We start from the raw sequence: 18828 nt of genomic DNA, 5'->3' as shown, positions 1-18828 counted from the left end.
GGGTGCGCTCACATCGTCGCTTCACGACGCGAGGACCGACGATTCGGGCGCACGCGCGAGAGTGCGCCGGTGCGAGGCAGGCCCCGCACGAGGTACAACGCCAGGACCACGAGCACGAGCGCGCCGATGGCGGATGCCGGAACGGCGAACCCGAGCGTCAACAGGAGGCCGACACCGACGATTCCCGAGAGCGCCGCCGCCGCAGCTCGAGCGCCGCTGAGCGGTGCGATCGGCGCCAGCCTCCCGCGCTCGAGCCGCCCGAGCGCCCACGCGACCGGAGCGAGAGCGAGGGCAACGGTTCCGAGCCAGTACGTGCGGGTCACCCACCATTCCAGGGAGAGCGGCTCGGCGAACGGGACTCCCAGGAAGAGCATGCAGAGCACCACCGTCACCATGACCGGCAGGTGCCAGAGGTAGATCGTCATCGAACGATTTCCGATCGCATCCACGGCCTTTCCCAGCGCATTCGAGCGCATCATGCGGTTCAGGCGTGGCCGGAGCATCACCAGGATCGCGGCCTGAACGATTCCGAGGATGACCAGGCAGGCCGTCGGCGGGTTGAGGTTGACCAGCATGTCCGGCGAGTACGGCCCGACGGTGGTCAGCAGCACAAGCGCGGCCAGCCCTGTGACGACGACGGCGGGGGCGGCGCGCCGAACGGACGCCCCGTAGCCGGAGAAGAATCCCAGCTGCTGCAGGAACAACCAGACGAAGGCGAGGTTGAGGAAACCGAACGCTTCGAGCCCTGTCACCAGCCTCACGATGTCCACGGCGACGACGGTGGCGAGGAGACCGGCAAGCGTCAGGCCTTTGGCACGATCGTGCAGGCGCGACATCACCGGGACCAGGCACGCTGTTCCGAGGTACACGGCGAGGAACCAGAGCGGCTGGCCGATCCGATAGGCCGCAGCCGCGACCAGCGCCTCATCTGCGCCGAGCAGGATCGCCGCAGCGCAGGCGCCGGCCACAACGGAGAACAGGATCAGTGCCGGGCGCAGGAGCCTGACCACCCGCCCGCGCACGTATTCGGATGCCGGTTCTCCGCGCAGCTGCATGCGACGCCATTGGGTCAGGCTCGAGAACCCGCCGACCAGGAAGAACAACGGCATTATCTGCAGGACCCAGCTGGCAGGCGCGAACCACACCTGGCCTTCCATCACATTGGTGATCTCGAGGCCGCCCTGCCCGATCGTGACCCCGGCCATGGTGCCGTGCAGGACGACCACGACGACCAGGCAAATCGCGCGAACGAGGTCGACGGAGCGCTCGCGATTCGGTGTCGACCCGGATACCGCAACCACCGGCATCCGTTTACCGACGAGTGCGGGTCTGAGTTCCAGTATTGACACGATCTTCGCTCCTCGCCCCACCGGAGTCTCCGGCAGCACACTGAGCGTACGGAGACGAAGGTAGCCGGGGAATCACCCTGTGGAGTGCATTCGTCCCCCCTACTCCGGTAGGGCGTGGCACCTCTCGCTCGTGCTGGATGTCGTCACGCGGGTTGAACGCCGAAACGCGGGTGGTGTGCCACGCGCGCAGCGGCGTTGAACGCGCGCAACGTGCCTGAGCCCAGCCAGTTACTGAGCGGGTGGTGGCGTGACCAGGCCGGTGTCGTATGCGACGACGACGGCCTGGGCGCGGTCGCGCAGGTCGAGCTTCGTGAAGATGCGGCTCACATGGCTCTTGACTGTCTGTTCGGCGAGGAACAACGTGCCGGCTATCTCCGCGTTCGAGAGCCCCGTTGCCACCAGAACGAGCACCTCCCGTTCGCGGTCGGTAAGACCGGACAGCTGTGGAGAGCGGGCGCGTGAGCGGGAGGGAGGGGTCGTGCGCGCGAACTGTTCGATCAGGCGCCTGGTGACAGTTGGTGCCAGTAGCGCCTCACCGGCGGCGACGACGCGCACGGCGGCCACCAGGTCTGCCGGCAGTGCGTCCTTCAGCAGAAATCCGCTCGCACCGGCTCGCAATGCCTCGTAGACGTAGTCGTCGATGTCGAAGGTCGTCAGCATGATGACGCGGGGGAGACGAGCGGACTCGCCTGAACCGAGGATGGCGCGGGTCGCCTCGAGTCCGTTCAGCACCGGCATTCGCACGTCCATGAGCACAACGTCTGGGTGGGTGCTGCGCACCAGCTCGACCGCCTGCTGGCCGTTCTCCGCCTGCCCGACGACTTTCACGTCTGGTTGGGCATCGAGCAGTGCAGCGAAGCCGGCCCGGACCATCGCCTGGTCGTCAACCACGAGAACGGTGATGGTCATGCGGGCGGCTCCTGCGTGTCTGTGCTGATTGGTGAATCTGTGCTGATTGGCGAGTCGGTGCTGATCGACGGGTTGGTGCTGTCTGGTGAGTCAGTCCTGTGCGGTGAGTCTGTGCTGATCGGTGTATCCGTGTGGAGCGGGAGTTCAGCGCGTACGCGATAGCCGCCGGCATGGGGCCCGGCTTCGACCCGGCCTCCCAGGATCGCCGCCCGCTCCCGCATGCCTCTCAGGCCGTGTCCGCCCGTGTCTGTGTCAGGGGGTGGGGGAGGTGGTGGAGGCGGAACGGCGGCATTCGTGCGCGCCCCGCGCGCTGCTCCCGGCGCTGGAGCCGTATTGACAACCTCAATGATGAGGGCGTCACCCTTCGGAGTGAGGGTGACGATCGTATCGGCCCCTCCGGCGTGACGGATGACGTTGCTGAGTGCCTCTTGCACGATTCGGTAGGCGGTGGCGGCCGTGATCTGGGACACGGACCTGCTCTCGAGCGCCGGGTCGGCGAGGGCGGGATCGACTCGCAGGTCGACGTGTACGCCGGCCGCTGCCGCGCTCTCGACCAACTCTGGCAAACGGGCCAGATCAGGCACCGGCGCGAGCGCGGTGTCGGATTCTTCACTGCGAAGCACACCGAGCAATGACCGCATCTCGCCGAGCGCGCGTCTCGCCGACGCGGCGATCTGGTCGAACTCTGCGGCCACTGCGTCATCGAGGCCAGGCAGCCGGTAGACCGCAGAACTCGCCTGCACGTTGATCACCGACATGCTGTGCGCCACAACATCGTGCAACTCGCGGGCGATGCGGGTCTTCTCCAGTGTCATCTCCCGTTCGGCTCGCTGCGCCGCGGTCAACTCACGTTCCTGCAGAAGTTGGGCGCGAATCGAGCGCCGCTGCTTGATCAGCATCGCTATCGTCACAACACCGAGCGAGACCGACGCGAACACGACCTGATTCGCTGCGGCCCCGTCGCCGACGCCGCCGCCCATCGAGACCACGAGAACGGCGACGAAAGGCACGGCGACGCTGACGAGCCAGCCGGCACTCGCGATGAGCCAACTCGAGCGCAGGGCGAGCAGAACGAGCACAGAGAGCTGCGTGAACATCCCAGGGACTGTCCACGGCCATGGCATGTCTGTTGGGACCGCGGAAATGAACAGGACGGCGGCGGCCGCGGCCAGGGTGAGTGCCAGACCAACGACGGGAAGGAAGGCCGTGAGGACGATGCCGCCCACGCTCGCGACTGCCAAGGCGAGGCCGATCGCCGCCGGCATCCCGAGCGCGCCGGTGTTGGTGGCCGCGCTCACCGGCAGTAGCACCGACACCAGAATGACTATGCAGATCCAGAGCCAGCCGGTCGGCGTCAGTCGCTGTCCGAGCCGGTCGCGCACTGCGCGCCGGGATGCTTTGCTCACCCGCCCCACTTTAGAGCGTTCGGTGGCTGCGCGGTTCTGACGGTTCCCTGCCGGCCTTGGCGATGGCTGCGAAGGTTGCCGTTGTCGCCAGTCGGAGATCGCTCGGAGCCAGCTCGATGTCGAAACCGCGGCGCCCTCCAGAGACGAAGACGGTGTCGAACAACTGGGCGCTCTCGTCGATGACGGTCGGCAAGGACGTCTTCTGCCCAATGGGACTGATCCCGCCGACCACGTAGCCGGTCTTTCGCTCTGCGACCTTCGGATCGGCCATGACGGCCTTCTTGGCGCTGACCGCTGCCGCCAGTGCCTTCAGGTCGAGTTGTCCGGTGACCGGCACGATCGCGACCACAAGTTCACCGTCGGCGTCTGCCAGTAGCGTCTTGAACACCCTCTCTGGGTCAAGACGCAGTTTCTCCGCCGCCTCACGGCCGAAGTTCGTGGCGACGGCATCGTGCTCATAGTGATGCCCGGTGAAGTGGATGCCATTAGCCAGAAGGCTCGCCGTTGCCGGTGTGCCGGCGCCGGCATCCGTTCGGCCGGCATCCGTTCGTTTGGCCATATCGGCGACCTATTTGGCCCGCAGGAGCTGCATGGACGTACCGGTCACAGTGAGCGAAGTGCCAGGGGCGAGCTCAGTCGCCTGGTCACCAGGGTCGACCCGCGCGCTGTCTGTGCTCGAGTCCCACAGCAGCGTGTATCCGCTGACACCGTCATGCGCAGGCAGCACCACGGTGGTGTCCTCCTCCAGCGCATGCACGACGAGGAGGACACGGTTGAAATCTTCGTGCTCCGGTGAACTCGCCACCAGGTACTGCAGGGTGCGCGCAGCTGGCGAGTTCCAGTCGTCTTCGTCCATCGAACCGCCACCGGCGTCATACCAGTCCATCTGGCTCGCGCCCGCAATCGTTTCGCCGGACTGGCCGTAGTTCACAGGGCGGAGCGCCGGGTTCTCTCGCCGCAACTGCAACAGTCGCCTGGTCACCTGGTGCAGATCGTCCTGCCACTCCTGGCGCTCCCAGTGCAGCCAGGTGAGCTCGCTGTCCTGGCAGTATGCGTTGTTGTTTCCGCGCTGGCTTCGCCCGAATTCGTCGCCGGCCGTCAGCATCGGAACGCCGGCAGAGAACAGCAGACTGCCGAGCAGGTTACGCATCGCCTTGCGCCTGGCCGCGAGGATGCCCTCGTCCTCTGTCGGACCCTCCGCGCCATGGTTGAAGGAGAAGTTGTTGTCTGTGCCGTCGCGGTTCGATTCCCCGTTGCCCTGATTGTGCTTCACGTCATAGGCCGTGACGTCGGCGAGTGTGAAACCGTCGTGCGCCGTGATGAAGTTGAGCGACGCGAGCGGCCCGCGCTCCTGCGCGAAGATGTTTGACGACCCGGCCAGTCTGGTGGCGAAGTGGCCGATGCCGCTGCCGGCCGAGCCCGTCTCGCGCGCTGCGGCGATGTCGGTGAGCCAGAAGTCTCGCAGCCGGTCTCGATAACGGTCGTTCCACTCCGTCCAGCCGTCTGGAAAGTTTCCGGTCTGCCAACCGCCCATGCCGACGTCCCACGGCTCGGCGATCAGCTTCACGCCGGCCAGGTCGGGATCGTCCCTGATGCCGGTGAGCAGCGGATGCTCCGGGTCGAACTCGACGTTCTGGCCGCGCCCGAGTGTGGCTGCGAGGTCGAACCGGAAGCCGTCGACCTGCACCTCGTTTGCCCAGTAGCGCAGGGAGTCCAGAACCAGTCGTGTCGGAACGCGCCTTCCGAAATCAACGGTGTTGCCGCATCCGGTGACGTCGATGTACGCGCCGTCGTCGTCCTGGCGGTAGTAGGTGGAGTTGTCGATTCCGCGGAAGCTGTTGACCGGGCCGTTCGGGCCTTCTTCGGAGGTGTGGTTGTAGACCACGTCGAGAATGACTTCGATACCTGCCTCGTGCAACAGTTTGACCATGCCCTTGAACTCGCGCAGAACGGCCTCTGGCCCCGCTTTCTGAGCCGCTTGGGTGGCGTAGTCGGTGTGCGGGGAGAAGAAATTGAGGGTGTTGTAGCCCCAGTAATTGGTCAGGCCCTGCTTGAGCAGCCGCTGCTCCGAGATGAAGGCGTGAACAGGGAGGAGCTCAACCGACGTCACGCCGAGGTCGGTGAGATAGCCGATGGTGGCCTCGTGGGCGAGCCCGGCGTACGTGCCGCGCAGTGGGGCAGGAACCGCCGGGTTGAGCTTGCTGATGCCTCGAACGTGCGCCTCATAGACGACCGTGCGGTCGAGCGGAACCCGTGGCTTCGACGAACCGGCCCAGTCAAACGAGCCGTCGACGACCACCGACTGCCACTCGTCGCTCCCGGCACGGGCGAGGCCGCGCGCGTATGGGTCGATCAGCGTCTTCTCCGGGTGGAACGAGTTCCTGGGGCCGGCAGGACCAGAGACACGGATGCCGTAGCGGCGGCCAGGAGAGAGTGTTCGAGTTCGCCCGAACCAGACGTTGCTCGCGTCCCTCTCCATAGCGACGGTCTTGACGATCCAGTTGGGGTCGGTGTCGTCGATGATGCAGAGTTCCATGCTGTCTGCGGTCTCAGACCAGACGCGAAGTTCTCCGCCATGAGAGGTGGAGCGAACGCCGAGGTTGCGGAGGGGATCGGCCAAGGTCATGCGTTCTAGAGTAATGAGTATGGCTGTCTATCTTGACCACGCCGCGACGACGCCCATGCTGCCCGCCGCCATCACCGCCTACACAGAGGCGATGACGCTCGTCGGCAACCCCGCTTCCATCCACAGCCAGGGCCAGAACGCGAAACGGATGCTCGAAGAAGCGCGAGAGCAGGTGGCGGCGAGTGTTGGCTCAGATCCCATCGAGGTCGTCTTCACCGGCGGGGGCACCGAAGCGGTGAACCTCGCCATCAAGGGATTCTTCTGGGCGCGCGGTGGCCGTCGCCGTATCCTCGCCCCGGGCGGCGAGCATCACGCCACCCTGGACACCATTGAATGGCTGGTCCAGCACGACGGTGCGATCGTGGAGTGGCTGCCGCTTGATGATCTCGGCCGGGTCGACCTCGCCGCTCTCGAGCGTTCGATCGCGTCGGACCCCGAGAGCGTTGCGCTTGTCACGCTGCTCCAGGCCAACAATGAGGTCGGCACCCTGCAGCCGACCCTGCGGGTGGCCGCGCTCGCCGCAGCCCACAGCATCCCGGTGCATGTCGACGCGATCTCCGCGTATGGGCATGTGCCGATCGACTTTCGTGCCGTGAGCGCGGCCGGGGTATCGGCGATCAGCATCTCTGCGCACAAGATCGGTGGCCCGGTAGGGATCGGCGCATTGGTGTTGTCGCGTTCGGCGACGGTCGTACCGCTGATCCACGGGGGAGGGCAACAGCGGCAGGTACGAAGCGGCACCCAGGACGTAGCGGCGGCGATCTCTTTCGCGGTCGCAGCATCCGTTGCCATTGAGGGACTCGAGTCAGAAGGCCCCAGGATCGCCGCGTTGCGCGACCGACTGGTCGATGGTGTGCTCGCTGCTGTGCCAGACGCCGTGTTGAACGGTGATCCGGATGCCTCTGGTCGGTTGCCGGGGAACGCGCACTTCACCTTCCCCGGTTGCGAAGGCGATTCGCTGCTGTTCCTGCTCGACGCTGCGGGGGTCTCGGTCTCGACAGGGTCGGCCTGCCAGGCCGGTATTCCGGAGCCGTCGCATGTGCTTCGGGCCATGGGCAGGTCGGAGACGGATGCGCGGGGTGCACTGCGAATGACGCTGGGGCGCACATCCACCGAGCAGGATGTGGACGCTCTCCTGGCCGCACTGCCTGCCGCCTATGCACAGGCGTCGCGGGCCGGCTTCGCCGATCGGGTGCCAGGTCGCTGACGGTTACACTTGACCGGTGAAGGTTTTGGCAGCAATGAGCGGTGGGGTCGATTCGGCCGTCGCCGCTGCCCGCGCCGTCGAAGCGGGGCATGAGGTCGTCGGTGTTCACCTGGCGCTCAGCCGAATGCCGGGAACGCTGCGCACCGGCAGCCGCGGCTGCTGCACCATCGAAGACTCCATGGACGCTCAGCGCGCGGCAAACATCATCGGCATCCCCTACTACGTCTGGGACTTCTCCGAGCGGTTCAAGCTCGACGTCGTCGACGATTTCATCGCCGAATACACCGCGGGACGCACACCGAACCCGTGCATGCGCTGTAATGAGCGCATCAAGTTCGCCGCACTACTCGAGAAGGCGCTTGCGCTCGGGTTCGACGCCGTCGCGACGGGGCATTACGCCAGCATTGAAACGGATGCCGACGGCAACCCTGAGCTCCACCGCGCGGCGGCCTGGGCGAAAGATCAGTCTTACGTGCTCGGCGTGCTCACCGCAGAGCAGATCGCGCATTCGATGTTTCCGCTCGGTGCGACCCCGTCGAAGGCCGAGGTTCGCGCCGAAGCCGCGGAGCGCGGCTTCTCCGTTGCCACCAAGCCCGACTCGCACGACATCTGCTTCATCCCAGATGGAGACACGCGCGGCTGGCTGGCCGAGCGGGTCGGCGCAGAACAGGGCGTCGTTCTCGACCGCTCCGGCGCTCCGATCGGCCAGCACGAGGGCGCCCACGCTTTCACCGTCGGGCAGCGAAAGGGCATCAACATCGGCTATCCGGCACCGGATGGCAAGCCACGGTTCGTGCTCGAGGTGCGGCCGAAGACCAACGAGGTCGTCGTCGGCCCGCGCGAAGCACTCGATATCGCCGAGATCGCCGGATCGAAGTTCACCTGGGCGGGTCGTGCCCCTGAGCATCCGGAAGCCGCCTTCGCCTGCGAGGTGCAGATCCGCGCACACGCAGACCCGGTGCCCGCTTTCGCGCAAGTGGTGGCGACGGATGCCGGAACCGAACTGAAGATCACGCCGGACGAGCCGCTCAACGGCGTGGCGCCTGGGCAGACCGCAGTCGTCTACGTCGGAACGCGCGTTCTCGGCCAGTGCACCATCGACCGCACGGTATCAGCGGTTCCGGTTCCCGTCACCTGACGAGGCTGCCGAAATGTCGGCCGTGATCTCTAAACTGGGCAGGTGGCAGAGACGTATAGCGCCGGCGAACTCGAAGCGGCCAGAGACGAAGCAGAGAAGCTGACGACGCGCATCATCGAGCTTCGTGATGCGTATTACGATCGCGACGCGGCGATCGCTTCTGATGACGAGTACGACCACCAGATGCGCCGGCTCGAAGAGCTGGAGCGATTGTTCCCCGAGCTGCAAAGCCAGGACAGCCCCACCCAGACCGTCGGGGGTCCCGCCCAGGCTCTCTTCGATCCGGTCGAACACGCCGAGCGAATGCTGAGCCTCGACAACGTCTTCAGCATCGACGAGTTCGAAGCCTGGGCGAAAAAGGTCGAACGCGATGCCGCCAGGCCGGTGCATTACCTGTGCGAACTCAAGATCGACGGCCTGGCGATCAATCTCCGCTATCAGAACGGTGTGCTCATCACCGCGGCGACGCGTGGCGACGGTGTCGTCGGTGAAGACGTCACCGAGAACATCGCTTTTGTCACCGGTATCCCGCGTCGCCTGGCCGGCACCGGGCATCCGCCGCTCGTCGAGGTCAGGGGAGAGGTATTCTTCCCCGTTGAGTCCTTTCGAGAGCTGAACGCCGAGCAAGCCGAAGCAGGAGAGCGCATCTTCGCCAATCCGCGAAATGCCGCCAGCGGCTCCCTCCGGCAGAAGTCGGAGGGTAAGAACGCGGCAGGACTGAAGCTGATGCACGCGAGACTCAGCCGGCTCCGCATGCTGGTGCACGGGATCGGGGCCTGGGCAGAACCTCCCGTTGCCTCGCAGTCGGAGACCTACGAACTGCTGGCCAGCTGGGGTCTTCCAACCAGCACGCACTACCGGGTGAAGGAATCCGCAGCCCAGGCGTCGCAGTTCATCGAGTACTACGGCGAGAACCGCGGGAGTGTCGAGCACGAGATCGACGGCATCGTCGTCAAAGTCGACGAACTCGCACTTCATGATGAACTCGGCGCAACCAGCCGTGCTCCGCGCTGGGCGATCGCTTACAAATATCCCCCTGAGCAGGTCAACACCAAACTTCTCGACATCGTGGTGAGTGTCGGCCGAACCGGTCGCGCCACCCCGTTCGCCGTCATGGAGAAAGTGCGGGTCGCCGGTTCAGAAGTGCGCCAGGCCACCCTCCACAACCAGGATGTGGTCAAGGCCAAAGGTGTGCTGATCGGCGACACCGTGGTGTTGCGGAAGGCCGGAGACGTCATCCCAGAAGTGCTCGGGCCGGTTGTTGAGCTCCGCGACGGCACTGAGCGCGAGTTCGTGATGCCCGTGAACTGCCCTGAGTGCGGTACCCCCCTCGCTCCGGCGAAGGAAGGCGACATCGACCTGCGGTGCCCGAACGCCAGGAGCTGCCCAGCCCAGGTTCGCGGCAGGGTCGAGCACGCCGGCTCGCGCGGTGCACTCGACATCGAGGTGCTGGGCGAGGTCACGGCCGCTGCCCTGACGCAGCCCATCGAGCCGGCCCAGCCACCACTCGACACGGAAGCCGGGCTCTTCGATCTCACCATCGAGGCGCTGTTCCCGATCCGGGTCGTCGTGCGCGACAACGAGACGGGGATGCAGAAGCTGGAAGAGAACGGAACTCCCAAAGTTCTGGCTCCATTCCTCCGCAAGCGCAAGAAGAGCGATCCACCGTTCGTACCGGATGACGCACAGTCTGGTTTCGCCGGCACGGCGGAGTATGTGCCGTCGACGAATGCGACCCAGCTCATCGCCAATCTCGAGAAGGCAAAGACCAGCCCGCTGTGGCGCATCCTCGTCGCCCTCAGTATCCGCCACGTCGGGCCGGTGGCAGCTCGCGCGCTGGCCGGGTACTTCGGTTCTCTCGATGCAATTCGGTCTGCAACCCGCGAGGAACTCGCCGAGGTGGACCGGGTCGGCGGCATCATCGCTGATGCGGTCATCGACTGGTTCGGCGTCGACTGGCATGGTGAGATCGTCGACCGATGGAACGCGGCCGGCGTGCAGTTTGCGACACCCGGCCACCCCGGCCCTGGTGCTGCTGCCGCAGCGGGCGGGGTGCTGGCTGGACTGACCGTTGTGGCCACCGGGTCGCTCGAGGGATTCAGCAGGGAGGATGCGCAGGAAGCGATCCTGGCCGCCGGCGGGAAAGCGGCGTCGAGCGTGTCAAAGAACACCGACTACGTCGCAGCAGGACCTGGCGCAGGCTCGAAACTCGGCAAGGCGGAGGAACTCGGCATTCCGATCATCGATGCTGACGGCTTCCGACGGCTGCTTGCCGACGGACCGGCTGGCCTGGCGGAGCCAGAGTAGTTTCGAGATTCCCCCTGAAACGGGGGTGGAACAGGGGTCCCACCAGCCAATCCCTGAGTCTATGCTGAGAAGACCAGACCTGTCTGGCGTCGAGCCGACCCACCGCTCGTCGTTCGCGAGGGGACGTACCCGAGTTTGCTGTTGGACGTCGCAGCAGTTCTAACGGCCTCGCTTGCTCTTGGAGCAGGCGGGGCGCTTGTCGCACCCGCTGCGGAATCCTCCCATTCGGCCAATGCTTCGGTCGGTACCTCGTTCAATGGCTCTGTCGATGGCTCGCTCAGCGGCCGGTCGACGACGCGGGTCTCGGATCGGCAGGACGGCGCGCAATCGATGCCGCTCTGGCTGGCGAATCCGAATACCTACGGCACGGCAGTCGATATCGACATGGCGGCGCTCAGGGAGGCCAGCGGAATGGAGCTTCTGGCCGGTCTGTCGCAGCTGCCGCTGGGAGACATCCGTTCATTCGTCACCAATTCTGCGGTCACGATCGATGCGATCCTCGCCGCTCCGCCCGCACCCGCGACGGTAAACAGGTGGTGGGACCAGCTCGATTCCGGCAGCCGTGCCGACCTGCTCGCGGGAGCCCCGCAGCTCGTCGGGAATCTCGACGGGATCGGCTTCCGGGAACGGGGCAGGGCGAATGAAAGACTCCTCGGCGACGCGCTGCAGACCGTTGGCGAGTCGGGGAGGGACCCATCCGTGCTGAACCGCATCGCCGAAGCCCTCCGGGAAAACGGCGGACCGAAGCGCTCGCTGATTTACCTTGATCCGGCAGATGGCGGGAAGGCAGCGATCGCGATCGGCAATCCTGACGCCGCTGACTACATCGGATACCTGGTGCCAGGGATGAACTACGGGGTGCAGGAGCAGATGGTCAACTGGACCCTCACTGCGGATGCACTCTACGCGGAGCAGACCGCGATACTCCGAGAACTTGGGCAGAAGGCGCGCGTAGCCATGATTGCCTGGATCGGATACGAGACCCCAGACCTCTTATCGGTCGGCGGATCGGATAACGCCCAATTCGGTGCGGACGCTCTCGAAAGCTCGTGGCTCGGCATCCGTTCCTCACGCGAATCAGACCAGCCGTTCGTCACCGTGTACGCGCACTCGTATGGCTCGACTGCAGCCCTCATCGCCCTCGCCAGGGGGTCGGTCACCGTCGACGCCATGGTCATGGTCGGGTCACCGGGAAGCGAGGTGCAGTCAGCGGATGAACTGCGCGTGCAGGGCGGAAACGTCTTCGTGGGCGAAGCAGACTGGGATCCGGCGGTCAACAGCGCGTTCTTCGGGAGTGACCCCGGTTCGCCCTCGTACGGGGCGAGGTCGCTTGGAGTGTCCGGCGCGAAGGATCGAGTCACCGGACAGTGGCTTGGCGGTTCGATCGGGCACAACGAATACTTCGCAGAGGGGAGTGAGTCCCTGCACAACATGGCGCTGGCCGGCACTGACAACGCTGCCCTGATGACCGATGGCGCCCAAACGCCGGATTCGAGCACTGCCGCGGGGCACCAGGGGCACAGGCGATGAAGCGCTCCGAATAGAATTGGGGTATCCAACCTCGACGAACAATCGGAGCAACATGCCTGAAATCACGGCCGAGCAGGTAGCCCATCTGGCTCACCTCGCCCGGATCGACCTCAGCCAGGACGAGATCACCAGCCTCACTGCCGAACTCGGCCAGATTGTCGAGGCCGTTGCGAAAGTGCAGGAAGTGGCTACTCCAGACGTTGCTGCAACCAGTCACCCGATTCCATTGTCGAACGTCTTCCGGCCTGACACCGTCGTGGAGTCGCTGACCGTCGAGCAGGCGCTCTCCGGCGCTCCGGACCGCGATGGCGACAAATTCAAGGTTCCTGCCATCCTGGACGAGGAGTAGAGAATGACCGATCTGATCAGGCTTTCAGCGAACGATCTCAGCGGGCTGCTCGCAGACCGATCCATCAGTTCCGTCGAGGCGACCACGGCGCATCTCGATCACATCGATGCCGTCGACGGCGACGTGCACGCCTTCCTGCATGTGGCACGGGATGCCGCGCTCCAGACGGCCGCGGACATCGATGCGCGTCGTGCTTCCGGCGAACCGCTCGGCCCTCTGGCCGGTGTGCCCATCGCCATCAAGGACGTACTCGCCACAAAGGACATGCCGTCCACCTCCGGGTCGAAGATCCTCGAGGGCTGGATTCCGCCGTATGACGCGACCGTCGTCGCCAGACTGCGGGCGGCAGACCTGGTTCCGCTCGGCAAGACCAACATGGACGAGTTCGCGATGGGCTCGTCGACGGAACACTCCGCATACGGCCCGACCCGCAACCCGTGGGATCTCGAGCGGATCCCAGGCGGCTCAGGCGGTGGTTCTGCCGCCGCCGTCAGCGCCTTCGAGGCTCCGCTGGCGCTCGGCAGCGACACCGGCGGATCAATCCGCCAGCCCGCCGCGGTCACCGGCTCCGTCGGCGTCAAGCCCACCTACGGCGGCGTCTCCCGCTATGGGGCGATCGCCCTCGCCTCCTCCCTCGACCAAGTGGGGCCGGTGTCCCGCTCAGTGCTCGACGCGGCCATGCTCCACGACGTCATCGGCGGCCATGACCCGCTCGACTCGACATCGCTGACCGATGCATGGCCCTCGATGACCCAGGCGGCACGGGCCGGATTCGAAGACGGAGCGCTGAAAGGCGTGCGTGTCGGCGTGGTCAAGGAACTGAACGGATCGGGCTTCCAGCCCGGCGTGAAACAGCGCTTCGACGAGACCCTGGCGCTACTCGAAGGCGCGGGCGCCGAAATCATAGAGGTCAGCGCACCGAACTTCGAATACGCTGTCGCGGCCTACTACCTGATCCTCCCCGCCGAAGCCTCGAGCAACCTCGCCCGATTCGACTCCGTGCGATTCGGCATCCGGGTGAACCCAGAAGACGGTCCGCTGACCAGCGAACGAGTGATGGCGGCGACCAGGGAGGCCGGATTCGGACCAGAGGTCAAACGCCGCATCATCCTGGGAACGTACGCACTCTCGGCCGGCTATTACGACGCCTACTACGGCAGCGCCCAGAAGGTTCGCACGCTGATCCAGCGCGATTTCGACGCCGCTTTCGCCCAAGCCGACGTCCTGGTATCGCCTGCGGCACCAACCACCGCCTTCAAGTTCGGTGAGAAGCTCGACGACCCGATGGCGATGTATCTCAATGACATCACCACCATCCCCGCCAACCTCGCCGGTGTGCCAGGACTCGGGCTCCCGATGGGACTTGCACCGGAGGACGGACTTCCGGTGGGCCTGCAGGTGATGGCGCCGGCCAGGGCGGATGCCCGCCTGTATACGTTCGGCGCGGCCGTGGAGCAGCTACTCGAATCGACGTGGGGGCACACCATGCTCAGCCAGGCACCGGTGCTGGCTCCGAATGAGATGTTCGCTAGTGAAGAAGGAGTCGTCTGATGGCGAAAGCGAGCCTGATGGACTTCGACAAGGCGCTCGAGCTCTTCGAACCGGTACTCGGTTTTGAAGTGCACGTCGAACTGAACACCAAGACGAAGATGTTCTGCGGGTGTGCAAATGAGTTCGGCCAGGGTGCGAACACAAACACCTGCCCAACGTGCCTGGGGCTCCCTGGCGGATTGCCCCAGATGAACGAGAAGGCGATCGAGTCGAGCATTCGGCTCGGCTTGGCGCTCGGCTGCGACATCGCCGAGTATTCGAGATTTGCGCGCAAGAACTACTTCTACCCGGACACGGCGAAGAACTTCCAGACGTCGCAATACGACGAACCGATCGCCTTCGACGGTGAACTCACCATCGAACTGGCCAGTGGCCGCCAGGTCACCGTGCAGATCGAGCGCGCCCACATGGAGGACGACGCAGGCAAGCTGACCCACAAGGGTGGAGCAACTGGTCGGATCCAGGGAGCGGATTACTCGCTCGTCGACTACAACCGCGGTGGAGTGCCACTGGTCGAGATCGTGACCCGCATGATCGAGGGCGGAGAAAGCGACTCGCCGGAGATTGCCAAAACCTACGTCGCCGCCGTTCGGGAGATCGTGAAGGCGCTCGGGGTCTCGAACGCGAGGATGGAAGAGGGCAATGTGCGCTGCGATGCCAACGTCTCCCTTCGTCCGCGCGGCTCCAACATCCTCGGCACCCGTACAGAGACGAAGAACGTCAACTCCCTGCGTTCAGTCGAGCGCGCAGTGCGCTATGAGATCCAGAGGCAGGCAGCCCTGCTGTCCGCCGGCGGAACCATCACGCAGGAGACCCGTCACTGGCACGAAGACACCGGCACCACCTCGGCGGGGCGCCCGAAGTCCGACGCAGACGACTACCGGTACTTCCCCGAACCTGACCTGGTGCCGATGGCGCCCTCGCGCGAGTGGGTCGAAGAATTGCGTGCGACCCTCCCCGAGCCGCCCGCTGCGAGGCGCAAGCGGCTCCAGTCCGACTGGGGGTTCGCCAACCTGGAGTTTCAGGATGTCGTCAACTCCGACCTGCTCGACGTCGTCGAGGCGACTGTAGCCGCAGGCGCATCCGCGCAGTCAGCCCGCAAGTGGTGGACCGGCGAGATAGCCCGGCTGGCGAACGTCGCGGGAGTTCCGGCCGACACGCTCGTTCAACCCGTTCAGGTGGCCGGTTTGATCGAACTGGTCGAGGCCGGCACGCTCACCGACAGACTTGCCCGCCAGGTGCTCGAGGGCGTCATCGCCGGTGAGGGCACGCCAGCCGAAGTGGTCGAGAACCGCGGCCTCGCCGTGGTGTCAGACGACGGCCCGCTGATTGCGGCCATCGACGACGCTCTTGCGTCCCAGCCTGACGTGCTGGCAAAGATCAAGGATGGCAAAGTGCAGGCCGCCGGCGCGGTGATCGGCGCCGTCATGAAGGCGATGCGCGGACAAGCGGATGCTGCACGCGTTCGTGAACTGGTGCTCGAACGGGCAGGACAGGCCGGTTAGGCCATGCGCAAGGCTCGGGAGCGCGGTGCAGACGCCGCGACGGGGACCCCGCCGCGTTTCGGTGTCGGCGTGCAGGTAGTGGTCCGGCTCGATCGTGAAGCGGATCCAGGAGAGGGCGTCCAGGACCCTGGCGGCGTGATCATTGCGGACGCAGCAGCCGCCGGGCTGGCGCTGTATGCCCCGACGATGGTCAGGGAGGCGGTTTGGGTGGTGCAGTTCGAAGAGCCGTTTTACGGCCTCGACGGCTCAGGGCCGCACGAAACGGCTCGTGTTCCGCAGAGCCGACTCGAGGCTGCCCCAGAGGCATGATCACCGTGGCGAACGAACGCATCCCCAGCAAGGCCGACGTGCGTCGCTGGCGCCGCTATCTCGCCGATGAACAGGCCGAGGCCGCCGTCTATCGCGACTTGGCGGGCCGGCGCGACGGCGAGGAGAGGGAGATCCTCCTCGCCCTTGCCGAGGCCGAAGGCCGTCACGAAGCGCACTGGAGGGTGCTCCTGGGAGACCAGGTCGGAACGCGGCAACGCGGAGCAGTGCGCACTCGCCTGCTCGGTTTCCTTGCTCGCCGGTTCGGTTCTGTGTTTGTTCTGGCACTCGCCCAGCGGGCGGAATCGCGTTCGCCATACGATGCGGACGACGACGCAACTGATGCCATGGCCGCTGACGAACGCATTCATGAGGAAGTGGTGAGGGGCCTCGCCGCGCGGGGGAGACGGCGCCTGTCTGGAACGTTCAGGGCTGCGGTGTTCGGAATCAACGACGGCCTCGTCAGCAACCTCGCACTCGTACTCGGCATCGGCGCCACCGGGGTGCCCTCGGTCACGATTCTTTTCACCGGCATCGCCGGGCTCTTGGCGGGTGCCCTGTCGATGGGAGCGGGGGAGTACGTGTCTGTCAGGTCTCAGCGCGAACTCCTCGAAGCATCGACCCCCAGTCAGGAGACGGCAGAAGCACTTCCGCACCTTGATCTCGAAGCGAACGAACTGACGCTGGTCTACCGCGCACGCGGAATGTCGCCGGACGCGGCGGCCTCGCACGCACGCGATGTGCTCCGCACAGCCTCCCTGGTCACCGGGCCGGTGAATGCCGGGGCAGTTGCCGCAGGCACCGCGGGCGCGGTGGTTGACATCGACGAGAACGAGACCATCGGAACCGGCCTGAGCGCCGCCGTTTCAAGCTTCTTCTTCTTCGCCTCAGGCGCGTTGCTCCCCGTGCTGCCCTATCTGTTCGGTGGGCAGGGCGCTCTCGCGATCATTATTGCGGCCGTGCTCGTCGGGCTCGCGCTGCTGGCCACAGGCGCCATCGTCGGGCTCCTCTCCGGTGCGCCGCCGTTCAAGCGCGCACTGCGCCAGCTCTTCATCGGCTTCGGGGCTGCGGCCGTCACCTACCTGCTCGGCCTCGCCTTCGGCACCACCCTCGGCTAGGCGCCGCCCCACGCAGCTCATCCGGCGCTCACGGCCCGGGCGATTGCGCCGATGACGAGTCGCCCGGCGCGCGAAAATGTCGTGGGCACCCGAAAGTTCGGGTGCCCACGACAATTGTGGGTGCCCGCGCATTCGTACGGGGGCTGACCACCGCGATGCACGGCTCGCTGGAGCGGTGCGCAGCCCAAATGCCTCCGAAGACCGTACGATCGAAGTGATGACTGACACGATCGCCACCCCGTACGAAGACCTCCTCAGGGACACGCTGGAAAACGGCACGCCCAAGTCCGATCGCACAGGGACCGGCACCAGGAGCGTGTTCGGACGCCAGCTTCGCTTTGACCTGTCCACCGGGTTTCCGCTGGTTACCACCAAACGCGTGCACTTCGCATCCGTTGCCCAGGAATTGCTCTGGTTCCTGCGCGGTGACGGCAACGTGAACTGGCTGCGCGAGCGCGGCGTGACCATCTGGAACGAATGGGCAGACGAGAACGGCGACCTCGGGCCGGTGTACGGGGTTCAATGGAGGTCATGGCCGACCAGCGACGGACAGGCCATCGATCAGATCAGCCAGGTCATCGAGACAATCCGCACCGATCCGGACTCGCGCCGCATGATCGTCTCCGCCTGGAACGTCGCCGAACTGCCGAAGATGGCGCTCGCTCCCTGCCACGCACTCTTTCAGTTCTACGTCGCAGACGGCAAACTGTCGTGCCAGCTGTACCAGCGAAGCGCCGACTTGTTCCTCGGGGTGCCGTTCAACATCGCCAGCTACGCGCTGCTCACGCACCTCATCGCTGCCCAGACCGGGCTCGAAGTCGGCGACTTCGTCTGGACCGGTGGCGACTGCCACATCTACGACAACCACGTCGACCAGGTCACGGAGCAGCTGACCAGGAGACCGTATCCTTCTCCGAACCTGGCCATCACGACCAGGCGTGACAGCGTCTTCGACTACCGGTTCGAGGATCTCAGCCTCGAGAATTACCAACATCACCCGGCGATCCGTGGGGCGGTCGCAGTGTGACCGTCGGCCTGGTCTGGGCCGAGAGCCGGAATCGCGTGATCGGCAACGACGGCGTCATGCCCTGGCGCCTGCCAGAAGATATGGCGCACTTCAAGGAGATCACGGGAACAGGCGCCGTGCTCATGGGTCGGCGAACGTGGGACTCGCTCCCACCGCGGTTCCGTCCGCTCTCCGACCGGCTCAACGTCGTGATCACGCGCCGACCTGGCTTTACCGCGCCAGGCGCATCCGTCGCCTACTCGGTCGACGCGGCATTCGCGCTGGCGGAGGGGAGAGAGGTCTGGGTGATCGGCGGTTCGGAGGTCTACGCGCAGACGCTCGAACGGGCAGACCTTCTCGAGATCACCGAGATCAACGCGGAATTCGAAGGCGACACGTGGGCGCCGGTGATCCCAGAGGGCTGGCGCGCGGCATCCGTGCAGCCTGAGGCAGGCTGGTTCACCTCGCGGACAGGCCTGGAGTACCGATTCGTACGGTACCTGCCCGCCGAGGGCTGACCC

At 65.6% G+C, this 18828-nt stretch carries 16 protein-coding genes; 11 read left to right on the top strand and 5 right to left on the bottom strand.

Annotated features, from left to right (window positions below):
* Window positions 1-8: 8 nt before the first annotated feature.
* The 5 genes from K323_RS26835 to glgX all read right to left on the bottom strand — a co-directional run bounded on the left by K323_RS26835 (window position 9) and on the right by glgX (window position 6290).
* Window positions 9-1349 carry an acyltransferase family protein gene (locus K323_RS26835; protein WP_157509483.1) on the bottom strand — a complete coding sequence of 447 codons (1341 nt, stop codon included), beginning with the start codon at window positions 1347-1349 and terminating at the stop codon, window positions 9-11.
* 228 nt (window positions 1350-1577) lie between these two features.
* Window positions 1578-2258, bottom strand: a complete 681-nt coding sequence (locus K323_RS0116870; RefSeq protein WP_022886440.1) for a response regulator — start codon at window positions 2256-2258, stop codon at window positions 1578-1580.
* Entirely contained in the window at window positions 2255-3664 is a 1410-nt protein-coding gene (locus tag K323_RS26830; protein ID WP_022886439.1) for a sensor histidine kinase, read from the bottom strand. Before K323_RS26830 ends, K323_RS0116870 begins: the two co-directional genes overlap by 4 nt.
* A 10-nt stretch (window positions 3665-3674) precedes the next feature.
* The gene (gene ybaK, locus K323_RS26825; protein ID WP_022886438.1) at window positions 3675-4223 is read right to left on the bottom strand and encodes a Cys-tRNA(Pro) deacylase; all 549 of its coding nucleotides are present in this window, start codon (window positions 4221-4223) and stop codon (window positions 3675-3677) included.
* A 9-nt stretch (window positions 4224-4232) separates the two neighbouring features.
* Complete coding sequence (gene glgX / locus K323_RS0116855) at window positions 4233-6290, bottom strand: glycogen debranching protein GlgX (RefSeq protein ID WP_022886437.1); 2058 nt, start codon at window positions 6288-6290, stop codon at window positions 4233-4235.
* A gap of 19 nt (window positions 6291-6309) precedes the next feature.
* Between glgX and K323_RS0116850 the strand changes: the two genes are divergently transcribed.
* The 11 genes from K323_RS0116850 to K323_RS0116800 all read left to right on the top strand — a co-directional run bounded on the left by K323_RS0116850 (window position 6310) and on the right by K323_RS0116800 (window position 18825).
* Complete coding sequence (locus K323_RS0116850; protein ID WP_022886436.1) at window positions 6310-7497, top strand: cysteine desulfurase family protein; 1188 nt, start codon at window positions 6310-6312, stop codon at window positions 7495-7497.
* Window positions 7498-7513: 16 nt separating this feature from the next.
* Window positions 7514-8635 carry a tRNA 2-thiouridine(34) synthase MnmA gene (gene mnmA / locus K323_RS0116845; RefSeq protein ID WP_026851760.1) on the top strand — a complete coding sequence of 374 codons (1122 nt, stop codon included), beginning with the start codon at window positions 7514-7516 and terminating at the stop codon, window positions 8633-8635.
* 42 nt (window positions 8636-8677) lie between these two features.
* On the top strand, window positions 8678-10942 hold the full coding sequence (gene ligA, locus K323_RS0116840) for an NAD-dependent DNA ligase LigA (RefSeq protein ID WP_022886434.1): 2265 nt from the start codon (window positions 8678-8680) through the stop codon (window positions 10940-10942).
* Between the two features lie 141 nt (window positions 10943-11083).
* The gene (locus K323_RS26820) at window positions 11084-12472 is read left to right on the top strand and encodes an alpha/beta hydrolase (RefSeq protein ID WP_022886433.1); all 1389 of its coding nucleotides are present in this window, start codon (window positions 11084-11086) and stop codon (window positions 12470-12472) included.
* 52 nt (window positions 12473-12524) lie between these two features.
* Complete coding sequence (gene gatC, locus K323_RS0116830; RefSeq protein WP_022886432.1) at window positions 12525-12821, top strand: Asp-tRNA(Asn)/Glu-tRNA(Gln) amidotransferase subunit GatC; 297 nt, start codon at window positions 12525-12527, stop codon at window positions 12819-12821.
* Between the two features lie 3 nt (window positions 12822-12824).
* On the top strand, window positions 12825-14372 hold the full coding sequence (gatA, locus tag K323_RS0116825) for an Asp-tRNA(Asn)/Glu-tRNA(Gln) amidotransferase subunit GatA (protein WP_022886431.1): 1548 nt from the start codon (window positions 12825-12827) through the stop codon (window positions 14370-14372).
* The gene (gene gatB / locus K323_RS0116820; RefSeq protein WP_022886430.1) at window positions 14372-15877 is read left to right on the top strand and encodes an Asp-tRNA(Asn)/Glu-tRNA(Gln) amidotransferase subunit GatB; all 1506 of its coding nucleotides are present in this window, start codon (window positions 14372-14374) and stop codon (window positions 15875-15877) included. Before gatA ends, gatB begins: the two co-directional genes overlap by 1 nt.
* A 3-nt stretch (window positions 15878-15880) precedes the next feature.
* The gene (locus K323_RS26815) at window positions 15881-16186 is read left to right on the top strand and encodes a hypothetical protein (protein ID WP_022886429.1); all 306 of its coding nucleotides are present in this window, start codon (window positions 15881-15883) and stop codon (window positions 16184-16186) included.
* A complete protein-coding gene (locus tag K323_RS0116810) occupies window positions 16183-17301 on the top strand; it encodes a VIT1/CCC1 transporter family protein (RefSeq protein ID WP_022886428.1) in 1119 nt (372 codons plus the stop codon). Before K323_RS26815 ends, K323_RS0116810 begins: the two co-directional genes overlap by 4 nt.
* A 217-nt stretch (window positions 17302-17518) precedes the next feature.
* Complete coding sequence (locus K323_RS0116805; RefSeq protein WP_022886427.1) at window positions 17519-18328, top strand: thymidylate synthase; 810 nt, start codon at window positions 17519-17521, stop codon at window positions 18326-18328.
* Complete coding sequence (locus K323_RS0116800; protein ID WP_022886426.1) at window positions 18325-18825, top strand: dihydrofolate reductase; 501 nt, start codon at window positions 18325-18327, stop codon at window positions 18823-18825. The genes K323_RS0116805 and K323_RS0116800 overlap by 4 nt, the downstream gene beginning before the upstream one ends.
* The last annotated feature ends 3 nt before the right edge of the window (window positions 18826-18828 follow it).

It is taken from the genome of Glaciibacter superstes DSM 21135, assembly GCF_000421145.1.
Lineage (GTDB): Bacteria > Actinomycetota > Actinomycetes > Actinomycetales > Microbacteriaceae > Cryobacterium > Cryobacterium superstes.
This window is presented reverse-complemented; position numbering and strand designations above follow the sequence as displayed.